This window comes from Streptomyces sp. MK7, assembly GCF_032658145.1.
Lineage (GTDB): Bacteria > Actinomycetota > Actinomycetes > Streptomycetales > Streptomycetaceae > Streptomyces > Streptomyces spiralis.
Genome location: NZ_JAVACL010000003.1, coordinates 56297 through 80699, shown reverse-complemented (window position 1 = coordinate 80699; position 24403 = coordinate 56297). Strand labels below are relative to the sequence as shown.

The 24403-nt window shown below is 72.3% G+C and carries 19 protein-coding genes; 11 read left to right on the top strand and 8 right to left on the bottom strand.

The features are described from left to right. Positions 1-185 precede the first annotated feature (185 nt). Positions 186-2450, bottom strand: coding sequence for an ATP-dependent RecD-like DNA helicase (locus R2S09_RS05150; RefSeq protein ID WP_316739970.1), 2265 nt, complete (start codon positions 2448-2450; stop codon positions 186-188). Positions 2451-2635: 185 nt separating this feature from the next. Here R2S09_RS05150 and R2S09_RS05145 point away from each other — a divergent pair, with 185 nt between their 5' ends. The 5 genes from R2S09_RS05145 to rbsD are packed head-to-tail and all read left to right on the top strand — an operon-like array spanning position 2636 to position 8569. Continuing rightward, on the top strand, positions 2636-3652 hold the full coding sequence (locus R2S09_RS05145) for a LacI family DNA-binding transcriptional regulator (protein ID WP_306189959.1): 1017 nt from the start codon (positions 2636-2638) through the stop codon (positions 3650-3652). Beyond that, positions 3649-5187: a sugar ABC transporter ATP-binding protein gene (locus R2S09_RS05140; RefSeq protein ID WP_306189958.1), complete on the top strand. Its 1539-nt coding sequence runs from the start codon at positions 3649-3651 to the stop codon at positions 5185-5187. Before R2S09_RS05145 ends, R2S09_RS05140 begins: the two co-directional genes overlap by 4 nt. Then, the gene (locus R2S09_RS05135) at positions 5177-7129 is read left to right on the top strand and encodes a substrate-binding domain-containing protein (protein WP_306189957.1); all 1953 of its coding nucleotides are present in this window, start codon (positions 5177-5179) and stop codon (positions 7127-7129) included. Before R2S09_RS05140 ends, R2S09_RS05135 begins: the two co-directional genes overlap by 11 nt. Before the next feature lie 49 nt (positions 7130-7178). Continuing rightward, positions 7179-8192 carry a ribokinase gene (locus tag R2S09_RS05130; protein ID WP_316739969.1) on the top strand — a complete coding sequence of 338 codons (1014 nt, stop codon included), beginning with the start codon at positions 7179-7181 and terminating at the stop codon, positions 8190-8192. Then, a complete protein-coding gene (rbsD, locus tag R2S09_RS05125; RefSeq protein WP_189905415.1) occupies positions 8189-8569 on the top strand; it encodes a D-ribose pyranase in 381 nt (126 codons plus the stop codon). Before R2S09_RS05130 ends, rbsD begins: the two co-directional genes overlap by 4 nt. A gap of 215 nt (positions 8570-8784) precedes the next feature. Here the strand turns inward: rbsD and R2S09_RS05120 are convergent, their stop codons facing one another. The 3 genes from R2S09_RS05120 to R2S09_RS05110 are packed head-to-tail and all read right to left on the bottom strand — an operon-like array spanning position 8785 to position 11941. Then, complete coding sequence (locus tag R2S09_RS05120; RefSeq protein ID WP_316739968.1) at positions 8785-9645, bottom strand: sugar phosphate isomerase/epimerase family protein; 861 nt, start codon at positions 9643-9645, stop codon at positions 8785-8787. Next, positions 9642-10793, bottom strand: coding sequence for a dihydrodipicolinate synthase family protein (locus R2S09_RS05115; RefSeq protein ID WP_306189954.1), 1152 nt, complete (start codon positions 10791-10793; stop codon positions 9642-9644). The genes R2S09_RS05120 and R2S09_RS05115 overlap by 4 nt, the downstream gene beginning before the upstream one ends. Then, the gene (locus R2S09_RS05110) at positions 10790-11941 is read right to left on the bottom strand and encodes a Gfo/Idh/MocA family protein (protein ID WP_306189953.1); all 1152 of its coding nucleotides are present in this window, start codon (positions 11939-11941) and stop codon (positions 10790-10792) included. Before R2S09_RS05110 ends, R2S09_RS05115 begins: the two co-directional genes overlap by 4 nt. Positions 11942-12142: 201 nt before the next feature. On the opposite strand from R2S09_RS05110, the gene R2S09_RS05105 reads away from it, so the two are divergent. Continuing rightward, positions 12143-13189: a LacI family DNA-binding transcriptional regulator gene (locus R2S09_RS05105; protein WP_316739967.1), complete on the top strand. Its 1047-nt coding sequence runs from the start codon at positions 12143-12145 to the stop codon at positions 13187-13189. Positions 13190-13854: 665 nt separating this feature from the next. Beyond that, positions 13855-14655: a sugar phosphate isomerase/epimerase family protein gene (locus R2S09_RS05100; protein ID WP_316739966.1), complete on the top strand. Its 801-nt coding sequence runs from the start codon at positions 13855-13857 to the stop codon at positions 14653-14655. On the opposite strand, the gene R2S09_RS05095 is transcribed toward R2S09_RS05100, so the two are convergent. After that, on the bottom strand, positions 14639-15295 hold the full coding sequence (locus tag R2S09_RS05095; RefSeq protein WP_306189949.1) for a GNAT family N-acetyltransferase: 657 nt from the start codon (positions 15293-15295) through the stop codon (positions 14639-14641). The two genes, R2S09_RS05100 and R2S09_RS05095, sit on opposite strands and share 17 nt — an antisense overlap. Before the next feature lie 352 nt (positions 15296-15647). Between R2S09_RS05095 and R2S09_RS05090 the strand changes: the two genes are divergently transcribed. After that, entirely contained in the window at positions 15648-16991 is a 1344-nt protein-coding gene (locus tag R2S09_RS05090; protein WP_316739965.1) for an IS630 family transposase, read from the top strand. A gap of 260 nt (positions 16992-17251) precedes the next feature. On the opposite strand, the gene lpdA is transcribed toward R2S09_RS05090, so the two are convergent. Continuing rightward, on the bottom strand, positions 17252-18652 hold the full coding sequence (gene lpdA / locus R2S09_RS05085; RefSeq protein WP_316739964.1) for a dihydrolipoyl dehydrogenase: 1401 nt from the start codon (positions 18650-18652) through the stop codon (positions 17252-17254). A gap of 29 nt (positions 18653-18681) precedes the next feature. Beyond that, the gene (locus R2S09_RS05080) at positions 18682-19620 is read right to left on the bottom strand and encodes an EamA family transporter (RefSeq protein ID WP_306189947.1); all 939 of its coding nucleotides are present in this window, start codon (positions 19618-19620) and stop codon (positions 18682-18684) included. A 160-nt stretch (positions 19621-19780) separates the two neighbouring features. Here R2S09_RS05080 and R2S09_RS05075 point away from each other — a divergent pair, with 160 nt between their 5' ends. The 3 genes from R2S09_RS05075 to R2S09_RS05065 all read left to right on the top strand — a co-directional run bounded on the left by R2S09_RS05075 (position 19781) and on the right by R2S09_RS05065 (position 23619). Beyond that, positions 19781-20692 carry a LysR family transcriptional regulator gene (locus R2S09_RS05075; protein ID WP_306189946.1) on the top strand — a complete coding sequence of 304 codons (912 nt, stop codon included), beginning with the start codon at positions 19781-19783 and terminating at the stop codon, positions 20690-20692. A 311-nt stretch (positions 20693-21003) separates the two neighbouring features. Beyond that, positions 21004-22851 (top strand): glycoside hydrolase family 3 protein, encoded by a 1848-nt coding sequence (locus R2S09_RS05070; protein ID WP_316739963.1) that lies wholly within the window; start codon positions 21004-21006, stop codon positions 22849-22851. A gap of 135 nt (positions 22852-22986) precedes the next feature. Then, complete coding sequence (locus R2S09_RS05065; protein WP_316740132.1) at positions 22987-23619, top strand: hypothetical protein; 633 nt, start codon at positions 22987-22989, stop codon at positions 23617-23619. 390 nt (positions 23620-24009) lie between these two features. Here the strand turns inward: R2S09_RS05065 and R2S09_RS05055 are convergent, their stop codons facing one another. Next, complete coding sequence (locus tag R2S09_RS05055; RefSeq protein WP_316739962.1) at positions 24010-24399, bottom strand: hypothetical protein; 390 nt, start codon at positions 24397-24399, stop codon at positions 24010-24012. Between the last annotated feature and the right edge of the window lie 4 nt (positions 24400-24403).

Here is a 24403-nt window from a genome sequence, read left to right as displayed (position 1 = left end):
TCGACCATTGGGCCTATTGGCGGCACTCAGTGCCGTCAACCTGCTCATCCTGCCCCCTCGATCCGGCGACGGGAAGGGCTGTGTGACCTTTGCGACTCGTTTGATCGATCATTTTTGGTGACGCCCGGGCCGGCGCCCGGACGGTCGGGAGCCTTCGGGCCGGTCAGAGCCCGGCAAGAACCCGGTCAGGATCCCGCGAGCCGGAAGTCCAGCGCCGTACAGCGCCGGCCCGCCGAGACTGTGCGCACCGCCTGGCCGATCGCCTTGCGCGAACCGACGAGGACGACCAGCTTCTTGGCCCGTGTCACCGCCGTGTACAGCAGGTTTCGCTGCAGCATCATCCAGGCGCCGGTGGTGACCGGGATCACCACGGCGGGATATTCACTTCCCTGTGAACGGTGGATGGTGACCGCGTAGGCGTGCGCCAGTTCGTCCAGTTCGTCGAATTCGTACGGAACCTCCTCGTCCTCGTCCGTCAGTACCGTCAGGCGCTGGTCGACCGGGTCGAGCGAGGTGACCACGCCCACGGTGCCGTTGAAGACACCGTTCTTCCCTTTCTCGTAATTGTTGCGGATCTGGGTGACCTTGTCGCCGACGCGGAAAACCCTTCCGCCGAACCGTTTTTCGGGCAGATCGGGCCGGCCGGGGGTGATGGCCTGCTGGAGCAGGCCGTTGAGCGTGCCGGCGCCGGCCGGGCCGCGGTGCATGGGCGCCAGCACCTGCACGTCCCGGCGCGGGTCGAGTCCGAACCGGGACGGGATCCGGCGGGCCGCCACGTCCACGGTGAGCCGGCCGGCCTCCTCGGTCTCGTCCTCGACGAAGAGGAAGAAGTCCTTCATTCCGTCGGTGACCGGGTGCTGCCCGGAGTTGATCCGGTGCGCGTTGGTCACCACGCCCGACTGCTGGGCCTGGCGGAACACCCGCGTCAGACGCACGGCGGGGACGGGGCTGCCGTCGGACAGCAGGTCCCTGAGGACCTCGCCGGCGCCGACGCTGGGCAGCTGGTCGACGTCCCCGACGAACAGCAGATGGGCTCCCGGGGGCACCGCCTTGACCAGCTTGTTGGCCAGCAGCAGGTCCAGCATGGAGGCCTCGTCGACGACCACCAGGTCGGCATCCAGCGGGCGGTCCCGGTCGTAGGCCGCGTCCCCTCCGGGCTTGAGCTCCAGCAGACGGTGGACGGTCGAGGCCTCCGCGCCCGTCAGCTCGGACAGGCGCTTGGCGGCCCGGCCGGTGGGCGCGGCCAGTACGACCTTCGCCTTCTTGGCGCGGGCCAGTTCCACGACGGAGCGCACGGTGAAGGACTTGCCGCAGCCGGGGCCGCCGGTGAGCACCGCCACCTTCTCGGTCAGCGCCAGCCTCACGGCCGCCTCCTGCTCGGGGGCGAGGTCCGCGCCCGTGCGCCCCCTGAGCCAGCCCAGGGCCTTGTCCCAGGCGACGTCCCGGAAGGCGGGCATCCGGTCGGCGTCCGTGCGCAGCAGGCGCAGCAGCTGGGCGGACAGGGAGAGTTCGGCGCGGTGGAAGGGGACCAGATAGACGGCGGTGACCTGTTCGCCGCCGTCGGGGGCGGGGACCTTCTCGCGCACGACACCGGGTTCCTCGCCGTCCTCGCCCGGCTCCGCCAGCTCGGCCAGGCACTCGATGACCAGGCCGGTGTCCACCTGGAGCAACTTGACGGCATCCGCGATCAGCCGCTCCTCCGGCAGGAAGCAGTTCCCCTGGTCGGCGGACTGCGACAGGGCGTACTGCAGGCCCGCCTTGACGCGCTCCGGGCTGTCGTGCGGGATGCCGACGGACCGGGCGATCCGGTCGGCGGTGAGGAAGCCGATGCCCCAGACGTCGGCGGCCAGCCGGTAGGGCTGGTTCTTCACCACGGAGATGGAGGCGTCGCCGTACTTCTTGTAGATGCGCACCGCGATCGACGTGGAGACCTCGACGGTCTGGAGGAAGAGCATGACCTCCTTGATCGCCTTCTGCTCCTCCCAGGCGTCGGCGATCTTCTTCGTCCGCTTGGGGCCGAGGCCGGGGACCTCGATCAGCCGCCCCGGCTCCTCCTCGATGATCTTCAGGGTGTCCAGTCCGAAGTGCTGGGTGATGCGGTCGGCGAAGACCGGTCCGATGCCCTTGACCAGGCCCGAGCCGAGGTAGCGGCGAATGCCCTGGACGGTGGCCGGCAGGACCGTCGTGTAGTTCTCGACCAGGAACTGCTTGCCGTACTGCGGGTGGGAGCCCCAGCGGCCCTCCATGCGCAGGGACTCGCCGACCTGGGCGCCGAGCAGCGCGCCGACCACCGTGAGCAGGTCGCCGCCGCTGCGGCCGGTGTCGACCCGGGCGACCGTGTAGCCGTTGTCCTCGTTGACGTATGTGACGCGCTCGAGCACGGCCTCGAGCACGGCCGTCTGCCGCTCCCCCGCCCCCGCCGCCCGGGCACCGGCTGTCTGATTGGACATGATCCGACGTTACCGCCCGGGTACGACAGCGCGGTCCGCCTGTGGACGACGGGCACCCCTGGGAGCGGACGACGAGCGCTGCGCCTGTGGACGACTTCATCACGATCCGGTCTCAGGGGTTGTTTCCAGCCGTGTAATCGTTTCCAATCCTCGTGTAATCGATTCCACGAGGAGGTGGAACGACGATGGCGAGCATCAAGGACGTCGCCGCCGAGGCGGGCCTGTCCGTCGCCACGGTCTCGCGCGTCCTCAACGACCACCCGTCGGTGAGCCCCGAGGCGCGCACCCGCGTGCTGGCCGCCGTCGCGACGCTGGGCTACCGCCCGAACGCCGTCGCCCGGTCCTTGCGCACCGACACCACCCGCACCCTCGGCCTGGTCATCAGCGACGTACTCAACCCGTACTTCACCGAACTGGCCCGCTCCGTCGAGGAGGAGGCCCGCGCGCTCGGCTACAGCGTGATCATCGGCAACGCCGACGAGCGGCCCGACCTCCAGGACCACCACGTCCGCACCCTCCTCGACCGCCGGATCGACGGCCTTCTGGTCTCCCCCACCGACGGCGGCTCCCCGCTGATGCTGGAGGCCGCTCGCGCGGGGACCCCGATGGTGTTCGTCGACCGCTGGATCAAGGGTGTGGACGTGCCGGTCGTCCGGGCGGACGGGCAGTCGGCCGTGCGGGACCTGGTCGCCCATCTGTACGGGCTCGGGCACCGGCGGCTGGCGATCATCGCGGGACCGGCGGCCACCACCACCGGCAGCGAGCGCGTGGACGCCTTCCGCGCGGCGCTGGCCGACTGCGGCATCCCCCTCCCCGACGCCTACACCGGCCAGGGCGACTTCCAGGCCGAGAGCGGCCGGCGGGTCACCGAGGGCTTCCTCGACCTGCCCGAGCCGCCCGAGGTGGTCTTCGCCGCCGACAACCTGATGGCGCTCGGCGCGCTGGACGCGATCCGCGCGCGCGGGCTGCGGGTGCCCGACGACATCGCGCTCGCCGCGTTCGACGACATCCCGTGGTTCGTGCACACCGATCCGCCGATCACCGCCGTCGCCCAGCCCACCGGCGCACTGGGACGCGCCGCCGTACGGGCCCTGGTCGACCGCATCGAGGGCCGCACCCCCCGGTCCGTCACCCTCCCCGCCCGTCTCGTCGTACGCCGCTCGTGCGGCGAGCCCCCCGCAACGAACAGGAGCAAGCCGTGAGCAACCCGGACGAGTTGCTGCGCATCGAGGGCATCCGCAAGACCTTCCCGGGCGTGGTCGCGCTGGACGGCGTCGACTTCGACCTGCGCCGCGGCGAGGTGCACGTGCTGCTCGGTGAGAACGGCGCGGGCAAGAGCACCCTGATCAAGATGCTCTCCGGCGCCTACACCCCCGACGCCGGGCGGATCCTGGTCGGCGGCGAGGAGGTGCGCATCCAGGGCGCCCAGGACTCCGAACGCCTCGGGATCGCCACCATCTACCAGGAGTTCAACCTGGTCCCCGATCTGACGGTCGCCGAGAACATCTTCCTGGGCCGCCAGCCGCGCCGCTACGGGATGATCGACCGCCGGCGCATGGAGGCCGACGCCGCCGTCCTCCTGGAACGGGTCGGCGTGAACGTGTCGCCCCGCGCGCGCGTGCGGGACCTCGGCATCGCCCGCCTTCAGATGGTGGAGATCGCCAAGGCGCTCAGCCTGGACGCCCGCGTGCTGATCATGGACGAGCCGACCGCCGTGCTCACCTCCGAGGAGGTCGACAAGCTGTTCTCGATCGTGCGCGCCCTGCGCGCGGACGGCGTCGGGATCGTGTTCATCACGCACCACCTGGAGGAGATCGCCGCCCTCGGCGACCGGGTCACGGTCATCCGCGACGGCCGCAGCGTCGGCCAGGTGCCCGCGTCCACGCCCGAGGACGAGCTCGTACGGCTCATGGTGGGCCGCTCCATCGAGCAGCAGTACCCGCGTGAGCGTCCCGAGACCGGTCCGGCGCTGCTCACCGTCGAGGGGCTCACCCGGGACGGCGTCTTCCACGACGTCAGCTTCCAGGTCCACGCGGGCGAGGTCGTCGGCATCGCGGGCCTGGTGGGTGCCGGCCGTACGGAGGTGGTCCGCGCGGTGTTCGGCGCCGACCCCTACGACAAGGGCGCGGTGAAGGTCTCGGGCGCCCGGCTCAGGCGCCACGACGTGAACGCGGCCATGGCGGCCGGGATCGGGCTCGTGCCCGAGGACCGCAAGGGCCAGGGCCTGGTCCTGGACGCCTCCGTCGAGGAGAACCTCGGGCTCGTCACCCTGCGGTCGGCCACCCGCGCGGGACTCGTCGACCTCAGGGGGCAGCACGAGGCGGCCGAGCGGATCGCCGGGCAGCTGGGCGTCCGGATGGCCGGCCTCGGCCAGCACGTGCGCACCCTGTCCGGCGGCAACCAGCAGAAGGTCGTCATCGGCAAGTGGCTGCTGGCCGACACCAAGGTGCTCATCCTCGACGAGCCGACGCGCGGCATCGACGTCGGCGCCAAGGTCGAGATCTACCAGCTCATCAACGAACTGACGGCCGCCGGCGCCGCCGTCCTGATGATCTCCAGCGATCTGCCCGAGGTGCTCGGCATGAGCGACCGGGTGCTGGTGATGGCCCAGGGCCGGATCGCGGGCGAACTCCCCGCCGACCGGGCCACCCAGGACGCCGTGATGGCCCTCGCCGTCAGCACCCCCATAACCCCCACCACGTCCACGACCGGAACGGAGGCCTCCCGTGGCCACTGACACGCTCAAGAGCACGACGGGCGCGGGGGGCGCCTCGGGCGGCCTGCGCCGCCTGCTGCTCGACAACGGCGCGCTCACCGCGCTCATCGTCCTCGTCATCGCGTTGTCGGCGCTGTCCGGCGACTTCCTGACGACGGACAACCTGCTCAACATCGGCGTCCAGGCGGCCGTGACCGCCATCCTCGCCTTCGGTGTCACCTTCGTCATCGTCTCCGCGGGCATCGACCTGTCGGTCGGTTCGGTGGCGGCCCTGTCGGCCACCGTGCTGGCCTGGAGCGCCACCTCGGCCGGGATCCCGGTCGTCCTCGCCGTCGTCCTGGCCGTCGCCACCGGCATCGCCTGCGGCCTGGTCAACGGCATCCTGATCTCCTACGGCAAGCTGCCGCCGTTCATCGCGACACTGGCCATGCTGTCGGTGGGCCGCGGTCTGTCCCTGGTCATCTCCCAGGGCTCCCCGATCGCCCTGCCCGACTCCGTCTCGCACCTCGGTGACACGCTCGGCGGCTGGCTGCCGGTGCCCGTGCTGGTCATGCTCGTCATGGGCCTGATCACGGCGTTCGTGCTGGGCCGGACCTACATCGGCCGCTCGATGTACGCGATCGGCGGCAACGAGGAGGCGGCCCGCCTGTCGGGTCTGAAGGTCAGGAAGCAGAAGCTCGCGATCTACGCGCTGTCCGGTCTGTTCGCCGCCGCCGCGGGCATCGTGCTCGCCGCCCGGCTGTCCTCCGCGCAGCCGCAGGCCGCCAACGGCTACGAGCTGGACGCGATCGCCGCCGTCGTCATCGGCGGCGCCTCGCTGGCGGGCGGCACCGGCAAGGCCTCGGGGACGCTGATCGGCGCGCTGATCCTCGCGGTGCTGCGCAACGGCCTCAACCTGCTGTCGGTGTCCGCGTTCTGGCAGCAGGTCGTCATCGGTGTGGTGATCGCGCTGGCCGTGCTGCTGGACACCGTGCGCCGCAAGGCCGGGGCGACCGCGCCGGCCGCGGGCACGGGCAGCGGCGGCGGCAAGGGCAAGCAGGCGGCGACGTACGGACTGGCGGCCGCGGTCACCGTGGCCCTGGTGGCCGCCACCTCCCTGCTGCACACCGGCTCCGGCTCCACCACCCCGAAGATGGGCCTGTCCCTGTCCACGCTGAACAACCCGTTCTTCGTGCAGATCAGGTCCGGCGCCCAGGCCGAGGCCAAGAAGCTCGGCGTCGACCTGACCGTCACCGACGCCCAGAACGACGCCTCCCAGCAGGCCAACCAGCTCCAGAACTTCACCAGTTCGGACCTCGGCGCGATCATCGTCAACCCGGTGGACTCCGACGCCGCGAGCAACTCGGTCAAGGCCGCCGACAAGGCGGGCATCCCGGTGATCGCCGTCGACCGAGGCGTCAACAACGCGAAGACGGACGCCCTGGTCGCCTCCGACAACGTGGCCGGCGGCGAGCTGGCGGCCAGGACCATCGGCGAGAAGCTGGGCGGCAAGGGGAAGATCGTGATCCTCCAGGGCCAGGCGGGCACCTCCGCCGCCCGCGAGCGCGCCGCCGGCTTCGCCCAGGGCCTCAAGGCCTACCCGGGCATCAAGGTCGTGGCCCAGCAGCCCGCCGACTTCGACCGCACCAAGGGCCTGGACGTGATGTCCAACCTGCTCCAGGCCCACCCCGACGTGCAGGGCGTGATCGCCGCCAACGACGAGATGGCGCTCGGCGCGGTCAAGGCGCTGGGCTCGAAGGCCGGCAAGTCCGTGCAGGTCGTCGGCTTCGACGGCACCCCGGACGGCCTGACCGCCGTCAAGAACGGCACGCTCTACGCCTCCGTGGCGCAGCAGCCGAGCCAGCTGGGCCGGATCGCCGTGGACAACGCGCTGAAGGCGGTCCAGGGCAAGAAGGTCGAGTCGACGGTGAAGGTGCCGGTCAAGGTGGTAACGAAGGAGAACGTGGCCGGCTTCAGCGGCTGACCCGGCGGCCCGCCCCCGGCGAGGGGGCGGGCCCTGCGTGAGGAGACACATGTACGACTACGACCTCCTGGTCGTGGGGTCGGCCAACGCCGACCTGGTGATCGGCGTCGAGCGGCGGCCCGCGGCCGGGGAGACGGTGCTGGGCTCGGACCTGGCCGTCCACCCCGGCGGCAAGGGCGCCAACCAGGCGGTGGCCGCCGCCCGACTCGGGGCCCGTACGGCCCTGCTGGCCCGGGTCGGCGACGACGCGCACGGCCGGCTGCTGCTCGACTCGCAGCGGGCGGCCGGTGTCGACCCGGTGGGCGTGCTGGTCGGCGGCGCGCCGACCGGCGTCGCGCTGATCACGGTGGACCCGTCCGGGGACAACAGCATCGTGGTCTCGCCGGGTGCCAACAGCCGGCTCACACCCGAGGACGTCCGGGCGGCGGCCGGGCTGCTGCGGGCCTCCCGGGTGGTCTCGGCGCAGCTGGAGATCCCGCTGGAGACGGTGGTGGAGGCGGTACGGAACCTGGCGCCCGGCAGCCGTTTCGTCCTGAACCCCTCGCCGCCGCGCCCGCTGCCCGGGGAACTGCTCCGGGCCTGCGACCCGCTGATCGTCAACGAGCACGAGGCGAAGGTGATCCTGGGCGGCGAGGAGGCGGGCGACAGCCCGGAGGACTGGGCGCGGGCCCTGCTCGCCCACGGCCCGCGTTCGGTGGTCGTGACCCTGGGCGCCGAGGGCGCGCTGGTGGCGTCCGCCGAGGGCGCGACCCGGGTGCCGTCCGTGAAGGTGGAGGCCGTGGACACCACGGGCGCGGGCGACGCGTTCACCGCCGCCCTCGCCTGGCGGCTGGGCGCCGGGGCGTCCCTGGCGGAGGCCGCGGCCTACGCGGCCCGGGTCGGCGCGGCGGCCGTGACCAAGCGGGGCGCGCAGGAGTCGTATCCGACGGCGGAGGAGGTCGACGCCCTGGGTTGTGCCGACCCGGGGGCCACCGCATCCGACGGCCGCTTCGCGGCGGGCCGGACCCCCGGCCAGGAGTCGGGCAGCGCACCCGACGCTCCCGGGCGAGGTGGATCGCTGTGAAGAAGGCGGGCATCCTCAACCGTCACCTCTCGGGCGCGCTGGCCGAACTCGGCCACACCGACGAGGTGCTGGTGTGCGACGCGGGCATGCCGATACCGGACGGGCCCCGCGTGGTGGACCTGGCGTTCCGCGCCGGGGTGCCGTCGTTCGCGGAGGTCCTGGACGGCCTGCTGGCGGAGCTGGTGGTGGAGGGGGCGACCGCGGCCGAGGAGGTGCGCGGCACCAACCGCGCACTGCTGGAAGGCCGCTTCCCCGACCTCGCCCTGGTCCCGCACGAGCGCCTGAAGGAGCTCTCCCGCGGCGCGCGCCTGGTCGTACGCACCGGCGAGGCCCGGCCGTACGCGAACGTGCTGCTGCGGTGCGGGGTGTTCTTCTGAGCCGCCAGGTCACCGGGTGACCGGACAATACGAGGGGGCCTGGTCCGTGGACCGGGCCCCCTCGGCTTTCCCCTCCTGCTTCCCCCACCTGCATCGGAATCCCCGTGTGATCCCCCCAGATCCCCCTCGGGGAGTTCCGATGACAGGTACGACACCCGACGTGCCGGAAGGGTTGCACCGTCGCCGGGATTATTTTTCCGGCGTCCGGGTCCGGGTCATCGGCCGACGGATGCGGCAGGCCGGATCGCGTGTGCCACGAAGCGCTCCGCCGTCTCCGCCAGCACCTCACGGCCGTCCCGGGCCCACAGTCCCTCGTTGAACAGCTCGACCTCGATGGGCCCGGTGTAGCCGGCCGCCTCCACGTACCCCTTCCACTGCCGCATGTCGATGGCGCCGTCGCCGATCTGGCCGCGGCCGTTGAGGACACCGGCCGGGAGGGGGGTGGTCCAGTCGGCGAGCTGGAAGGTGTGGATGCGGCCGCCTGCGCCCGCGCGGGCGATCTGCTCGGGAGCCCGGTCGTCCCACCAGATGTGGTAGGTGTCCACGGTCACGCCGACCTGGTCGGCGGGGAAGCGTTCGGCGAGGTCGAGGGCCTGGGCGAGGGTGGAGACCACGCAGCGGTCGGCCGCGTACATGGGGTGCAGCGGCTCGATGGCGAGGCGCACGCCGCGCTCGGCCGCGTAGGGGCCGAGGACGGCGAGGGCGTCCGCGATGCGCTCACGGGCCCCGTGCAGGTCCTTGCTGCCGGCGGGGAGTCCGCCGGAGACCAGCACCAGGGTGTCCGTGCCGAGCGTGGCGGCCTCGTCGATCGCCGCTCGGTTGTCGTCCAGCGCCCCGGCCCGCTCCACCGGGTCGGTCGCCGTGAGGAAGCCGCCCCGGCACAGGGTGGTGACGGTCAGTCCGGCGTCCCGCACGAGCTTGGCGGCGGCCTCCACTCCGTACGCCCGCACCGGCTCGCGCCACAGGCCCACGCCCCCGACGCCCAGCTCGCGGCAGGCCTCGGCCAGCTCCGGCAGCGACAGCTGCCTCACCGTCATCTGGTTGATGGAGAAACGGGACAGCTCCTGGTCGTTCATGCGTTCACTCCGTACAGCGACAGCAGGTTCCTCATCCGGTCCTCGGCGCGGGCGGGGTCCGGGAACAGGCCGAGGCCGTCGGCGAGTTCGTAGGCGCGGACCAGGTGCGGCAGGGAGCGGGCCGACTGCAGGCCGCCGACCATCGTGAAGTGCGACTGGTGTCCGGCGAGCCAGGCCAGGAAGACCACGCCCGTCTTGTAGAAGCGGGTGGGGGCCTGGAAGAGGTGGCGGGAGAGTTCGACGGTCGGATCGAGCAGGGCGCGGAAGCCGGCCGTGTCGCCGGTGTCGAGGACGCGTACCGCCTCGGCCGCCAGGGGACCCAGCGGGTCGAAGATGCCCAGCAGCGCGTGGCTGAAGCCCTGCTCGTCGCCGGCGATCAGCTCGGGGTAGTTGAAGTCGTCGCCGGTGTAGCAGCGCACGCCCCGTGGCAGGCGGCGGCGCAGCTCGACCTCGCGCCGGGCGTCCAGCAGGGAGATCTTCACGCCGTCGACCTTGTCGGGGTGGGCGGCGACGACCTCCAGGAAGGTGTCGGTGGCCGTGTCCAGGTCGGCCGAGCCCCAGTAGCCCTCCAGGGCCGGGTCGAACATGGGCCCGAGCCAGTGCAGGATCACCGGCTCGGCGGCCTGGCGCAGCAGGTGGCCGTAGACCTCCAGGTAGTCGTCCGGGCCCTGGGCCGTGGCGGCGAGGGCGCGCGAGGCCATCAGGATCGCCTGGGCGCCCGCCTCCTCGACGACGGCGAGCTGCTCCTCGTAGGCGGCCCGGACCTCCTTGAGCGTGCCCGTGGCGATCTGGTCGGTGCCGACGCCGCAGGCGATGCGCCCGCCGACGGCGCGGGCCTCCGCCGCCGACCGGCGGATCAGCTCGGCCGCGCCCGCCCAGTCCAGGCCCATGCCGCGCTGCGCGGTGTCCATGGCCTCGGCCACGCCGAGTCCGTGGCTCCACAGATGGCGGCGGAAGGCGAGGGTGGCGTCCCAGTCGACGGCGGCGGGCGCGTCGGAGCCGGCGTCGGCGAACGGGTCGGCGACGACGTGCGCCGCGGAGAAGACCGTACGGGACGTGAGCGGGGTGCCCGGCGAGATCTCCAGCGGCCGGGTGCCGGGCTCGTGGGTCCGCAGCCCGCCCTGGAAGTCGGGGAGTCGGATGGTCACGGGGCGATCTCCGGTACGTCGATGCGGCGGCCCTCGGCCGCGGACTTAAGGCCCAGCTCGGCGAGCTGGACGCCGCGGGCGCCGGCGAGCAGGTCCCAGTGGTAGGGGGCGTCGGCGAAGACGTGCCTGAGGAACAGCTCCCACTGGGCCTTGAAGCCGTTGTCGAACTCGGTGTTGTCGGGCACCTCCTGCCACTGGTCGCGGAAGGCCTCGGTGGCGGGGATGTCCGGGTTCCACACCGGCTTGGGGGTGGCCGAGCGGTGCTGGACGCGGCACTTGCGCAGGCCCGCGACGGCGGACCCCTCGGTGCCGTCCACCTGGAACTCCACCAGCTCGTCGCGGTTGACCCGGACCGCCCAGGAGGAGTTGATCTGGGCGATCGTGCCGCCGTCGAGCTCGAAGATGCCGTAGGCGGCGTCGTCTGCGGTGGCGTCGTAGGGCTTGCCGTTCTCGTCCCAGCGCTGCGGGATGTGGGTGGCGGTGAGCGCCTGGACGGACGTCACGCGGCCGAACAGCTCGTGCAGGACGTACTCCCAGTGCGGGAACATGTCCACGACGATGCCGCCGCCGTCCTCGGCGCGGTAGTTCCAGGAGGGGCGCTGGGCCTCCTGCCAGTCACCCTCGAAGACCCAGTAGCCGAACTCGCCGCGCACGGACAGGATCCGGCCGAAGAAGCCGCCGTCGACCAGGCGCTTGAGCTTCATGAGGCCCGGCAGGAAGATCTTGTCCTGGACGACGCCGTGCTTGATGCCCTTCTCGTGCGCGAGCCGGGCGAGTTCGAGAGCGCCGTCCAGGCCCGTGGCGGACGGCTTCTCGGTGTAGACGTGCTTGCCGGCGGCGATCGCCTTGCGGATCGCCGCCTCGCGGGCCGAGGTGACCTGGGCGTCGAAGTAGATGTCGACGGACGGGTCGGCGAGGACGGCGTCCAGGTCCGTCGAGAAGTGTTCCAGGCCGTGCTTCTCCGCGAGCGCCTCGAGCGCGTGCTCGCGCCGGCCGACCAGGACCGGTTCCGGCCACAGCACGGTGCCGTCGCCGAGGTCGAGTCCGCCCTGCTCGCGCAGGGCGAGGATCGAGCGGACCAGGTGCTGGCGGTAGCCCATGCGCCCGGTCACGCCGTTCATGGCGATCCGCACCGTCTTGCGTGTCACGTCAGTCCCTCCGTACGCCGTCGCGTGCCGCAAGGGCCCCAGCGGTCTCCCTGGCAAACCTGGCAGCAAGCGCTTTCTATGCACTGAGAAGCTAACCTCTCCGCAGTGCTGGGGACAAGAGCCCGCGCGGACCGTCTTGTTCGAGGGGGCGAACAAGCGGTTGTATACGCCCGACGAGATGCGCGACCGGAGGACGACGAGATGACGGTGACCCTGGCGGACGTGGCGGCCCGCGCCCAGGTCTCGCCCGCGACGGTGTCGCGCGTGCTGAACGGCAACTACCCGGTGGCCGCCTCCACCCGGGACCGGGTCCTGAAGGCCGTCGACGAGCTGGACTACGTGCTCAACGGGCCCGCGAGTTCCCTCGCCGCGGCCACCTCCGACCTGGTCGGCATCCTGGTGAACGACATCGCCGACCCGTTCTTCGGGATCATCGCGAGCGCGATCCAGTCCGAGATCGGCGGCCCCGGAGGCCGGGCGGGCGGGGAGAGGCTGGCGGTGGTCTGCAACACGGGCGGCTCACCGGAGCGCGAGCTGACCTACCTGACCCTGCTGCAACGGCAGCGGGCCGCGGCCGTCGTCCTGACCGGCGGGGCCGTGGAGGAGGGGCCGCAAGCGGCGGCCATCGCGGCGAAGCTGCGCAAGCTGGCCGACGCCGGCACCCGGGTGGTGCTGTGCGGCCGGCCGCCCGCGCCGGACACCCGGGCCATCGCCCTCACCTTCGACAACCGCGGCGGGGCACGGCAGCTGACCGAGCACCTGATCGGCCTGGGCCACCGGCGCCTCGGCTACATCGCGGGGCCGGAGGAGCGGACGACCACCCGCCACCGCCTGGAGGGACACCGCGAGGCTCTCGCGGCGGCCGGTATCGAGGAGGACCCGCGCCGGACGGTGCACGGCCGCTACGACCGCCGCTCCGGCTACGAGGCCACACTGGAACTCCTGCGCCGCGACCCCACGCTCACGGCGGTCGTCGCCGCCAACGACTCCGTGGCGCTGGGCGCGTGCGCCGCCCTGCGCGAGTCCGGGATGCGCATCCCGGAGGACGTCTCGGTGGCGGGCTTCGACGACCTCCCGTTCAGCGTCGACGCGGTCCCCTCCCTCACCACGGTCCGCCTCCCCCTCACGGACGCGGGCGCCCGGGCCGGCCGCATCGCCATGGGCCGCGAGGACCCCCCACCCGGCGGGATCGCGACGGTCCGGGGCGAGCTGATGGTACGGGGGTCGTCGGGGGTACCGCGGGGCTGACTCGGAGGCCGGTGACCGACGCGGGGCTGACTCGGAGGCCGGTGACCGACGCGGGGCTGACTCGGAGGCCGGTGACCGACGCGGGGCGCGGGGCACACGCGGCTGCGAGCGCACGCGTGCGGGCTCCGGCAAGCGCGGGGACGAGGGCAAGGCGCGGGTGCGGGCCGGCATTGCGCGTCAGGGAGCGCGGCGGGACGGAGTTTCTGGGCGCTCAGGCGCGGGCGCGTGAGGTCTGTGTGTGGCCGAGGGCCGGAGCCGGAGCCGGAGGCCGAGGGCCGGAGACCGGGGGCCGGAGACCGGGGGCCGGAACCGGAGGCCGGGGGCCGGGGGCCGGAACCGGAGGCCGGGGGCCGGGGGCCGGGGGCCGGAGGCCGGAGGCGGAGGCCGGAGGGCGGAGGCCGGGGGCCGGAGGCGGAGGCCGGAGACCAGGGGCCGCGGGCCGGAGACCAGAGGCCGGAACCGGAGGCCGGAACCGGAGGCCGGAACCGGAACCGGAGGCCGGAGGCCGCGGGCCGGAAGCGGGGGTCGGGGGCGGGGTGTGCAGGGTCTGTGTCGGGTGGTTGGGGAAAGTCCGAGTCGGGTGGTGCCGGCCGTGGCAGGAATCCTCCATTCGTCCTCCCGTCGCGGGCGTGTGGGTCCGGTGGGCCCGGGTAGGGTCGCGGGGTATGAAGCTGGCGTTCTCCACGCTCGGGGTTCCCGGGCTGTCCGTGCCCGAAGTGGTACGGCTGGCCGCCTCGTGCGGATATCACGGTGTCGAACTGCGCGCCCATCCCGAGGAACCCGTGCATCCGGGGATCGGCTCCGCGGAGCGGGCCGAGGTGGCCCAGGCGTTTTCGGCGGGCGGGGTGGAGATCCTGGGCGTCGCGGGGTACGCGCGGGTCGCCGCGCCCGGTGACGACGACGCCGTACTGCAGGAGGTCCGCGAACTGGTGCGGCTGGCGGGGGATCTGGGCGCGTCCTTCGTCCGGGTCTTTCCGGGGGGCGATCCGGGGCGGCCGCGCGAGGAGGGGGACGCCGTCGCCGCGCGGCGGATGGCCACGGCCGCCGAGTACGCCGCCGAACTCGGGGTGCGCGTCCTGCTGGAGACGCACGACTCGCACCGCACCGGCGCCGACGCCCTCCGCGTCCTCGGCCCGGTCGGTCACCGCGCCGCCGGGGCCTTGTGGGACGTGATGCACACCTGGCTGGGCGGCGAGCAGCCCGCGGACACCTTTGCCGCCCTCTCCCCATATCTCGGGTACGTGCAGGTCAAGGACATCGCGTCGGCCGAGGACACGACGCCGCTGCCCCTGGGGGCGGGAGTGCTGCCCCTCGCCGAGTGCGTGGACGTGCTCTGCCGCGGCGGCTGGGACGGCTGGCTGTGCTGGGAGTACGAGAAGCGGTGGTACGAGGCCGCGGCCCCGCTGCCCGAGCTGCTCGGCCCCGGCCGGGAGCATCTGGCCCGGCTGCTCAACGAGGCGGCGTAGCCTCGCCCCGCCCGGTCCTGCGGACGGCCCCGCGCACCCTCGCCTCCAGGTGCGCCCTGGCCCGCGGCCAGTCCGCCGCCGTGATCGAGAAGATCGCGGAGTCCCGCAGCCGGTCGTCCTCCCCCGGTGCCCAGGAGCGGGACCAGTTGCGCAGCACGCCCTCGAAGCGGGCGCCGACGCTCTCGATCGCGGCCCGGGAACGGCTGTTGCGGGCGTCGGTCTTGAGGTCGACGCGGGAGACCCGCCACTCCTCGAAGGCGTGCCGGAACAGCAGGTACTTCGCCTCGGCGTTCACACCGGTGCCCTGGGCCGAGCGGGCGAGCCAGGTGAAGCCCACCTCGACGGCGTCGAGTCGGTCCTCCGTCCGCCAGCAGCGCGGCTCCCAGTACGCCGTGGCGCCGACCGCCCGTCCCGTGGCGAGGCAGATCTGCGCGTAGGGCGCGAGCCGGCCGGTGGCCGCACGGGCGAGCTGGGCGTCGATGTAGTCCGCGACCTCGTGGGTCCGGGGCACCCACGTGTACGCGTACGTGTCCCGGTCCTCCTCCGCCGCCACCGCCAGCTCGGCCGCGTGCCGCTGCTCCAGCGGCTCCAGCCGCACGAGCCCGCCCTGGAGAACCGGCCCCTTCAAGGTGTACGTCACGGCGGAAGTCTGGCGCACCGGTCCGGCGGCGTCGAACCGATTTCCCTCCGCCTGTGGTCCCGTGCGGTCGCGGCTCCACGACCAGTGCCGCGGCAGGCAACGTTTGCCCGTCAGGGAGCGGCGTCCGGTGCGTGCTCTGGGGGTCCCCCCGGCCGAAGGCTGGGGGAGTGCCGGGCGCAAGCCCTCGTACTGGACGTACTTGGGCTTGTGCCCGGTGCGGCGAGTGGGGGCACCTCCCACGCCGTCAAGGCAGTGGGGGGGTGCCGGGCGTCGCGACGGGGCGAACGTTGCCTGTTGCGGCACTAGTGTGATACGCCTGAATTTCTGAGGGTTAGTTGGTACCTTCTTTTTTATGGCGCATCGGGGTCCTGCTGCTGTTGAGATCGTTCTTTCCGAGGGCGAGCGTGTCGAGCTTGTGCGCCGGGCGGGGCTGCCGGATCGGCGTACGGCTGGGCGGGCTCGGATCATCCTGGCGTGCGCTGACGGAATGTCGAATACTGGTGCCGCGCAGGCTATCGGGGCCGGTGTGAAGACGGTCCGCAAGTGGCGGGGGAAGTTCGCCGCCGAGCGGCTGGCGGGGCTTGAGGATGAGGGACCTATCGGCCGGCCGAAGTCTGAGCTGGTCCTGACCGAGGACGAGCGGGCCCAGTTGGTGCGCTGGTCGAGGCGGGCGAAGACGGCCCAGTACCTCGCACTGCGAGCGAAGATTGTGCTGCGGTGCGCGGAGGGAGCGACGAACAAGCAGGTCGCAGCCGATCTGGGGGTGGACCAGTCGACCGTGGACCGTTGGCGGGCCCGTTTCGTGGCCGATCGCCTCGACGGCCTGCAGGACGAGCCACGAACCGGCCGTCCGCCCTCGATCCTGCTCGACCAGGTCGAAGACGTCATCGTCGCGACCCTGGAATCCACGCCGGGCAAGGACACCCACTGGTCGCGGGCCTCGATGTCCGCCCGCACTGGACTGTCGAAGTCCACCATCGGGCGGATCTGGAAGAAGTTCGATCTCAAGCCGCACCTGCAGGATGCCTTCAAACTCTCCACCGACCCGCAGTTCGTCGACAAGGTCGTCGATGTCGTCGGCCTGTATCACAACCCGCCTGAGAAGGCAGTGGTGTTGTGCGTGGACGAGAAGAGCCGGTTTCAGGCGCTGGACCGGTCCCAGCCGGTGCTGCCGATGATGCCGGGCATGCCCGAGCGGCGTACCCACGACTACCTGCGGCACGGCATCACCAGCCTGTTCGCCGCCTTCAACATTGCTGATGGCACCGTCATCGGTGAACTCCACCGCCGCCACCGGGCCATCGCGTTCAAGAAGTTCCTGACCGCGATAGACAAGGCCGTGCCCGTCGGCCTCGACGTGCACTTGGTCTGCGACAACTACGTCACCCATAAGACCCCCGAGATTCAGAAGTGGCTCGCCCGGCATCCCCGCTTCCACGTCCACTTCACGCCGACCGGCTCCTCTTGGATCAACCAGGTCGAGCGGTGGTTCGGCCTGCTGACGGACAAACTCATCCGCCGCGGCGTCCACACCTCCGTCCAGGCTCTCGAAAACGACATCCGCGACTGGATCGACACCTGGAACGAGAACCCCAGGCCATTCGCCTGGACGAAGACCGCCGACGAGATCCTCAAGTCCCTCGCCGACTACCTCGCCAGGATCACCCCACAGGACAGCCAAGCCAGAGAGAAATAAGCCTCAGGATTTTTGGCGCAGCACACTAGGTCGGACACGTCCAGCCGCAGCCGTCGTCCGCGGTGCCGCCGCGGGCAAGAACGCCCCGTCGTACACGACTTCCCGACTACGAGGCTCAGTCGCCCGCCGCACGGGCCGCCGCCTGGCCTGGCCCCGGCGGCGGCCCGTGCGGCTGCGCGCCGCGTTCACCGTCCGCGAATACCCCGGTGTGAGCGGGCCGTCGGCGGCTGCGTCCGGCCCAGGACCAAGGCGTCCGGCCCTCACATGTTGATCATGTGGCCCGCCAGGCCGTGGATCGCCTCCTTGACCGCCTCGCCGAGCGTCGGGTGGGCGTGGACGTTGCGGGCGACCTCGTGGACGGTCAGGTCCCACTGCTGGGCCAGGGTGAGTTCCGGCAGCAGTTCGGTGACCTCGGGGCCGATGAGATGGGCGCCGAGGAGTTCGCCGTGCTTTCCGTCGCTGATGACCTTCACGAAGCCGACGGCGTGGCCCAGCCCGTGGGCCTTGCCGTTGGCGCTGAAGGGGAACTTGACGACCTGGACGTCGAAGCCGCGCTCGCGCGCCTGGGCCTCGGTCCAGCCGAAGCTGGCGACCTGCGGCTGGCAGTAGGTGGCCCGCGGGATCATGACGTAGTCCAGCTCCATGGTCTCCGCGTCCGCGATGGTCTCGGCGGCCACGATCCCCATGGCCTCGGCGGCGTGGGCCAGCATCAGCTTGGCGGTGACGTCACCGATCGCGAAGATGTGCGGCACGCTGGTGCGGCAGCGGCCGTCGACGTCGATGGCACCGCGCTCGGTGAGACGGACACCGGTGTTCTCCAGGCCGTATCCCTGGACGTTCGGCGCGAAGCCGATGGCCTGGAGGACCTTGTCCGTCTCCAGGACCCGGCGGTCACCGCCCTTGTCGACCGTCACCCGGACCCGCTCGCCGGAGTCGTCGATGGCCTCCACGGCGGTGCCCGTGAGGACCTCGATGCCGAGCTTGCGGTAGTGCCGGGCGAGTTCCTTGGAGACCTCCTCGTCCTCCAGCGGGACCATGCGGTCGAGGAACTCCACGATGGTCACGTCCACGCCGTAGCTGTGCAGCACGTACGCGAACTCGACGCCGATCGCGCCGGCACCGGCGATGACGATGCTGCCGGGCAGCGTCTCGCTGAGGATCTGGCTCTCGAAGGTGACCACCCGGTCCGACAGCGAGGTGCCGGGCAGCAGGCGCGGACTGGCGCCGGCCGCGATGATGCAGTGGTCGAAGGTCACGGTCTCGGTGCCGCCGTCGGAGCGGGCCACGACCAGGGTGTGGTCGTCGGTGAAGGTGCCGCGGCCGTCGAACTGGGTGATGGCGTTCTTCTTCATCAGGTAGTGAACGCCCTTCACCCTGCCGTCCGCGACCTTGCGGCTGCGCTGGTAGGCGGGCCCGTAGTCGGCCGAGACGTCGTCGCCCACGGCGATGCCGTAGGACTTGGCCTCGTTCTGCACGAACTGGACCATCTCGGCGTTGCGCAGCAGGGCCTTGGAGGGGATGCAGCCGACGTTGAGGCACACCCCTCCCCAGTAACGCTCCTCCACGACCGCGGTGGTGAGGCCGAGCTGAGCGCTGCGTACGGCGGCGGTGTAACCGCCTGGACCTGCTCCCAGGACAAGAACGTCGAAGTGTTGGCTCACAAGGCCACCTTCGTCCGAACCGGACGGACCTACAACCGGGATGCCTCGCCACCCACTGTGACCTTGCCCTCACCGATCACCGCGGGGGTCGTCGCGGCGGCGCCGGGCCGGCGGCGGCTCGGCGCGAGCGACGTCAGCGCCACCCCGCCGACCAGCAGTGCCGCCGCGCACCAGCGCAGGCCGGTCACCGGCTCGCCCAGGAACAGGCCCGCGGAGGACATGCCGAACACCGGGACGAGGAGGGAGAACGGGGCGACCGTGGAGGCGGGGTGACGGCGCAGCAGCCAGCCCCACGCGCCGAAGCCGAACACCGTGGTGACCCAGGCGACGTAGAGGACGGTGGCCGCGCCCTGCCGGTCCAGATCGCGCAGCGCGGCCAGGTCGCGTGCGGGGCCCTCGGTCAGGAGGGAGAGGCCGAGCAGCGGCAGGACCGGGACGGTGCTCACCCAGACCATGAAGTTCAGGGCGTCCGGCGGAGCGGCCTTGCGGGTCAGCACGTTCGAGGCGCCCCAGCAGGCCGCCGCGGCGATCACCAGGGCGAAGGCGCCGAGGGGGCCCGAGGTGCCCTCGTCCACGGCGGCCACGGCGATCCCGGCGAGGGCCACGCCCATGCCCACCAGCCGCAGCCGGGTGGGCCGTTCACCCAGCGCCGCGAACGCGAACAGGGCGGTGAAGACCGCCTGGATCTGGAGGACCAGCGAGGACAGACCGGCCGGCATGCCGGCGTCCATCCCCACGAACAGCAGTCCGAACTTGGCGACACCGAGGACCAGTCCCACCGCCAAGATCCACTTCCAGGCCACCTTCGGCCGGCCCACGAACAGGACGGCGGGCAGCGCGGCGGCCAGGAAGCGCAGCGCGGAGAACAGCAGCGGGGGGAAGTGGTCGAGGCCGACCTCGATGACGGTGAAGTTCACGCCCCAGACGGCGGTGACGAGGACGGCGAGAAGCACATGGGGTGGTCGCATGCGTCGAGGATCACTCGCGTGAACCGTGAAGCACCAGCGATGATTGCTGCACTGTTGAATGAAGGATCGCTAACCGGTCCGGATCGCTGACCGGTCTGTCCGCCGACCTCTGTCCGCCGACCGGTCCGTCCGCCCACCGATCCCGCCCCCGGGAGGAACCGTGCTCGATCTCCAGCGTCTGCGCGCCCTGCACGCCGTGTCCGTGCACGGGACCGTCGGCGCGGCCGCCGCCGCGCTCGGCTACACCTCCTCCGCCGTGTCGCAGCAGATCGCCAAGCTGGAGCGGGAGACCAGGACGGTGCTGCTGGAGCGCGAGGGGCGCGGGGTGCGGCTCACCGACGAGGCGTATCAGCTGGTCGCGGCGGCACGGGAGTTGCTGGCGATCGTGGAGCGGGCGGAGACCGAGCTGGAGGAGCGGCGCGGGGTGCCGGCCGGGCGGCTGACGATCGCGGCGTTCGCCTCGGCGGCGCGCGGGCTGCTGCCGTCGGTGCTGGCGGACCTCGCCCGGCGCCATCCCGCGCTGGACGCCCGGCTCAGCGAGGTCGACCCGCATCTGTCGGTGGACCTGGTCGCCAAGGGCGCCGTCGACCTCGCCGTCGCGCACGACTGGGACATCGCGCCGCTGCCCGCGCCGGCCGGGGTGGAGCAGGCGGTCATCGGTGACGACCTGTGCGACCTGCTGGTGCCGGCCGGGCATCCGTTCGCGGGCCGGGCGGCGGTACGGCGCTCCGAGCTGGGCGGGGAGCGGTGGATCTGTCAGCCGCCGGGCCGGGTCTGCCACGACTGGCTGCTGCGCACCCTGCGCGCGGCCGGTCACGAGCCGGACGTCGTCCACCAGGCCGAGGAGAACCCGACCCTCGTCGCCCTGGTCGCCGCCGGACTCGGTGTCGCGCTCATCCCGCGTCTGGGCCGCGGTCCGCTGCCCGGGGGCGTCGTCGAGGTCCCCCTGGACCCCATGCCGGTGCGCCGTCTGTACGCCCTGTGGCGCACCGGCGCAGCCCGCCGGCCGGCCATCGCGGAAACGGTCCGCACCCTGCGCCACCACTGGCCGGCGGTCGCGTCCCACGGCTGAGGGACCGGGGGCGGGAACCCCGGTGGGCTCGCACACGTCTCATCGGCACGCCGTCGGCGAGTCTGCGCGGTGCGGTGTCGGCTCTCGCTGCCGGGCGATCGCTGACCACCCTCTCCTCCGCACCGCGCCCGGCGGCCCGCCGTCATCGGCGCGCCCCCTCCCACAGCGCCGATGACGGCCCCTCACCTCGCGTGCCGGTGCTGCGCGTTCCCTTGACTGGCAGAAACTTCCCGGATATTGGTGACTCCTCGGAAGTTTCCTTCAAGCGACTCAGCCGACTCTCCAGCGGAACTCCTCCGGAAGGAGCGCACGTGCACGACGCCAGCACGGACGACCCGGGAAGACCGGGACACCCCGCACGCCCCTCCCGACGTACCGTCCTCGCCGCCACCGCCGGCCTCACCGCGGCCCTCGCGGTCCAGGGCACCGGCACCGCCCACGCCGCATCCCACGACGACAGCAAGCTGCGCGCCCTCATCTCCCGGATGACGCTGGAGGAGAAGGTCGGCCAGCTCTTCGTGATGCGGGTCTACGGTGCCTCGGCCACCGCTCCCGACCAGGCCGACATCGACGCCAACCTCAAGGAGATCGGCGTCCGCACCGCCGCCGAGCTGATCGCCAGGTACCGCGTCGGCGGCATCATCTACTTCGCCTGGGCGCACAACACCCACGACCCCCAGCAGATCGCCGATCTGTCCAACGGGATCCAGCGGGCCTCCCTCGAGCAGCCCCGCGGCCTGCCCCTGCTCGTCGCCACCGACCAGGAGCACGGCATCGTCTGCCGCGTCGGCAAACCCGCCACGCTCTTCCCGGGCGCCATGGCGATCGGCGCCGGCGGCTCCACCGCCGACGCCCGTACGCTCGGCCGGATCTCCGGCGCCGAGCTGCGCGCCATGGGCATCAACCAGGACTACTCCCCCGACTCCGACGTCAACGTCAACCCGGCCAACCCGGTCATCGGCGTACGGTCCTTCGGGGCCGATCCGGACGCCGTGGGCCGGCTGGTGGCGGCGGAGGTGAGGGGCTATCAGGGGTCCCGGGTCGCGGCGACCGCCAAGCACTTCCCCGGGCACGGCGACACCGCCACCGACAGCCACTACGGCTTCCCGGTCATCACCCACAGCCGCGAGGTGTGGGAGCAGCTGGACGCCGTGCCGTTCCGGGCCGGGATCCGGGCCGGCATCGACTCGATCATGACGGCCCACATCCAGTTCCCCGCGCTCGACGACTCCGGCGACCCGGCGACCCTCTCCCACCCGATCCTCACCGGCATCCTGCGCGGTGAGCTGGGCTACGACGGCGTCGTGATCACCGACTCCCTCGGCATGGAGGGTGTCCGCACCAAGTACGGCGACGACCGGGTGCCGGTGCTGGCGCTGAAGGCGGGCGTGGACCAGCTGCTCAACCCGCCCTCCATGGACGTCGCCTGGAACGCGGTCCTGGCGGCCGTGCGCAGCGGGGAGCTGACGGAGGCCCGGCTCGACGAATCGATCCTGCGCATCCTGCGGCTGAAGGCGAAGCTGGGCCTGTTCGACGACGCGTACACCACCCAGGCCCGCGTCAGCCGCACGGTCGGCACCCCGGAGCACCTGGCCGCGGCCGACCGCATCGCCGAGCGGACGACCACGCTGCTGGTCAACGAGGGCGGCCTGCTGCCGCTGTCGCGCCGCAGCCACAACAAGGTCCTCGTCGTCGGCGCCGATCCCGCCTCCCCGTCGGGCACCACCGGCCCGCCCACCGGCGTGCTCGCGGCCGCGCTGACCGAGCTGGGCTTCACGGCCACCGCGCTGTCCACCGGCACCTCCCCGTCCGCGGCGACCATCGACAAGGCGGTGGCGGCAGCGGCGGACGCGGACGCCGTGGTGGTCGGGACGTACAACGTCACGTCCGGCAGCACGCAGAAGACGCTGGTGGAGCGGCTGGTGGCGACGGGCAGACCGGTGATCGCGGTCGCCGTCCGCAACCCTTACGACGTCGCTCAGCTCCCCTCCGTGCCCGCCTGCCTCGCGGCCTACTCCTGGACCGACGTGGAACTGCGTGCCGCCGCCCGCGTGATCGGCGGCCAGGTCGACCCGCGCGGCAAGCTGCCGGTGCCCGTGCAGCGGGCGGACGACCCGACGCAGGTCCTGTACCCCATCGGGTACGGCCTGTCCTACTGACCGGCCTCGCGCAGCGGACGTACGAGACGTACGCAGCGCACCCGGTGCACCACCCCCGAACGGCCCGAACCACCCCATATGTCTGGCGTGGCCCCGCTGCGGCGGGCCACGCTGGACGGGGCGGACCCGGGGGGGATGAGGATGCGCAGGAGTGGGGCCGTGGGGGTGGCGTGCGCGCTGCCGGTGCTGCTCGCCGCCCTGTTGACGGGATGTCAGCGGCCGACCTCCGGCTCCGCCGGACAGGACGGCCGGCCCACGGCGACCGCGCCGCGGCCCGTCGGCTACGGCGCGGTGTTCCTCGGGACCGGCGAGTGCAGCTCCTTCGGCACCACGAGCTTCACCGAGGTGCCCTGCACGAGCGAACGCGCGGCGGCCCGGGTGATCGCCCGTCACGACGGCAGCCCCGACGGCGGCCCGCCGTGCCCGGCGAACACCGACTTCGTGCTGCACATCAGCGCCCAGCGGCCCGCCTCCCACGAGGACGGCGACGGTGTGATCCCGCAGGGCTACGCCTGCATGCGCAACCTGGAGCCCCCGCACCCGGGCGACCCGGGCGGCGGGGGCGGCCCCCGCACCGTCGTCGGCGACTGCGTCTACGGCGCGGGCCGCGGGCAAGTGCGGGAGACCGCGTGCGACGGCACGGGCCGCAGAAGACCCGAGTACAGGGTCGTCCGCGCGGTACGCACCCGCGACCGGTGCCCGCCCGCGACCGCCCTGTACGTCGAGCTCGGCGGGACGGACCCGGTCGGCTGCGCCCGCAGGATTTGAATCCTCCCGGCGTGCGGGAGATCGTGGGCTTGGGAGGTGGTGGTGGCGATGTCTTTGACGCCCCAGTCGATGCCGATCACCGCACCGGTCTCCGACAGCGGATCGACGACGGCGGGGACGACGAAGCTGGCGTACCAGTGCCCGATGTTGTCCTGGTACACGCGGACGCTGGAGGGGTCGGCGGGCAGATCCCGCGACCACACCACGGTCAGGGCGATCCCGCCCGCCAGGTCCAATTCTGCGTCCTTCAGGCGGAAGCCTCACCGGGTGTAGCTGAGGGTGGGCAGCGCCTCGCGCTTCTTCTTCAGCCGGGACATCCCGGCCCGGCGTGCCATGGGCAGCCGCTGCGGCTGACAGTGCCCGATAAAATCCCGGTGCGCTGCCTGCGTGTCAGCACAGGATCCAGCCGCTGGTGTACGACCCGCCACCCACCGATCCGGACACCCGTACGCAGCGGTGGCCGGCGTGCACGGTGACCGGGCCGGCGTGGTACGAGTAGCGGCCTGAGTCGGTGACGGGCCGGTTGCCGCGGGCCTGGACGGTGACGGACATCGACTGCTTGCGGCCGGGGTGGTCGGGGGTGGTGACGGCGCAGACGTAGCCGCCCTGCCGGTAGACGTGCAGGGAGCCGGTGGAGAACGACAGCGTCCTGACCTCCCGTCCGGAGCAGGTGGAGGCCGCCGCCTGCGCGGCGCCGGGCAGGGCGAGCGCCAGCGTCACCGATCCGGTCAGGACGGCCAGACCGAGCGCCAGCCGACGGCGCGCTCCTCCACTGTTCACGGTC

Bases quoted from the DNA above. Each gene is read 5' to 3' on its own strand.
- R2S09_RS05150 (WP_316739970.1), bottom strand. From the start codon at position 2,450: ATGTCCAATCAGACAGCCGGTGCCCGGGCGGCGGGGGCGGGGGAGCGG.
- R2S09_RS05145 (WP_306189959.1), top strand. From the start codon at position 2,636: ATGGCGAGCATCAAGGACGTCGCCGCCGAGGCGGGCCTGTCCGTCGCC.
- R2S09_RS05130 (WP_316739969.1), top strand. From the start codon at position 7,179: ATGTACGACTACGACCTCCTGGTCGTGGGGTCGGCCAACGCCGACCTG.
- R2S09_RS05120 (WP_316739968.1), bottom strand. From the start codon at position 9,645: ATGAACGACCAGGAGCTGTCCCGTTTCTCCATCAACCAGATGACGGTG.
- R2S09_RS05105 (WP_316739967.1), top strand. From the start codon at position 12,143: ATGACGGTGACCCTGGCGGACGTGGCGGCCCGCGCCCAGGTCTCGCCC.
- R2S09_RS05100 (WP_316739966.1), top strand. From the start codon at position 13,855: ATGAAGCTGGCGTTCTCCACGCTCGGGGTTCCCGGGCTGTCCGTGCCC.
- R2S09_RS05090 (WP_316739965.1), top strand. From the start codon at position 15,648: ATGGCGCATCGGGGTCCTGCTGCTGTTGAGATCGTTCTTTCCGAGGGC.
- R2S09_RS05080 (WP_306189947.1), bottom strand. From the start codon at position 19,620: ATGCGACCACCCCATGTGCTTCTCGCCGTCCTCGTCACCGCCGTCTGG.
- R2S09_RS05065 (WP_316740132.1), top strand. From the start codon at position 22,987: ATGAGGATGCGCAGGAGTGGGGCCGTGGGGGTGGCGTGCGCGCTGCCG.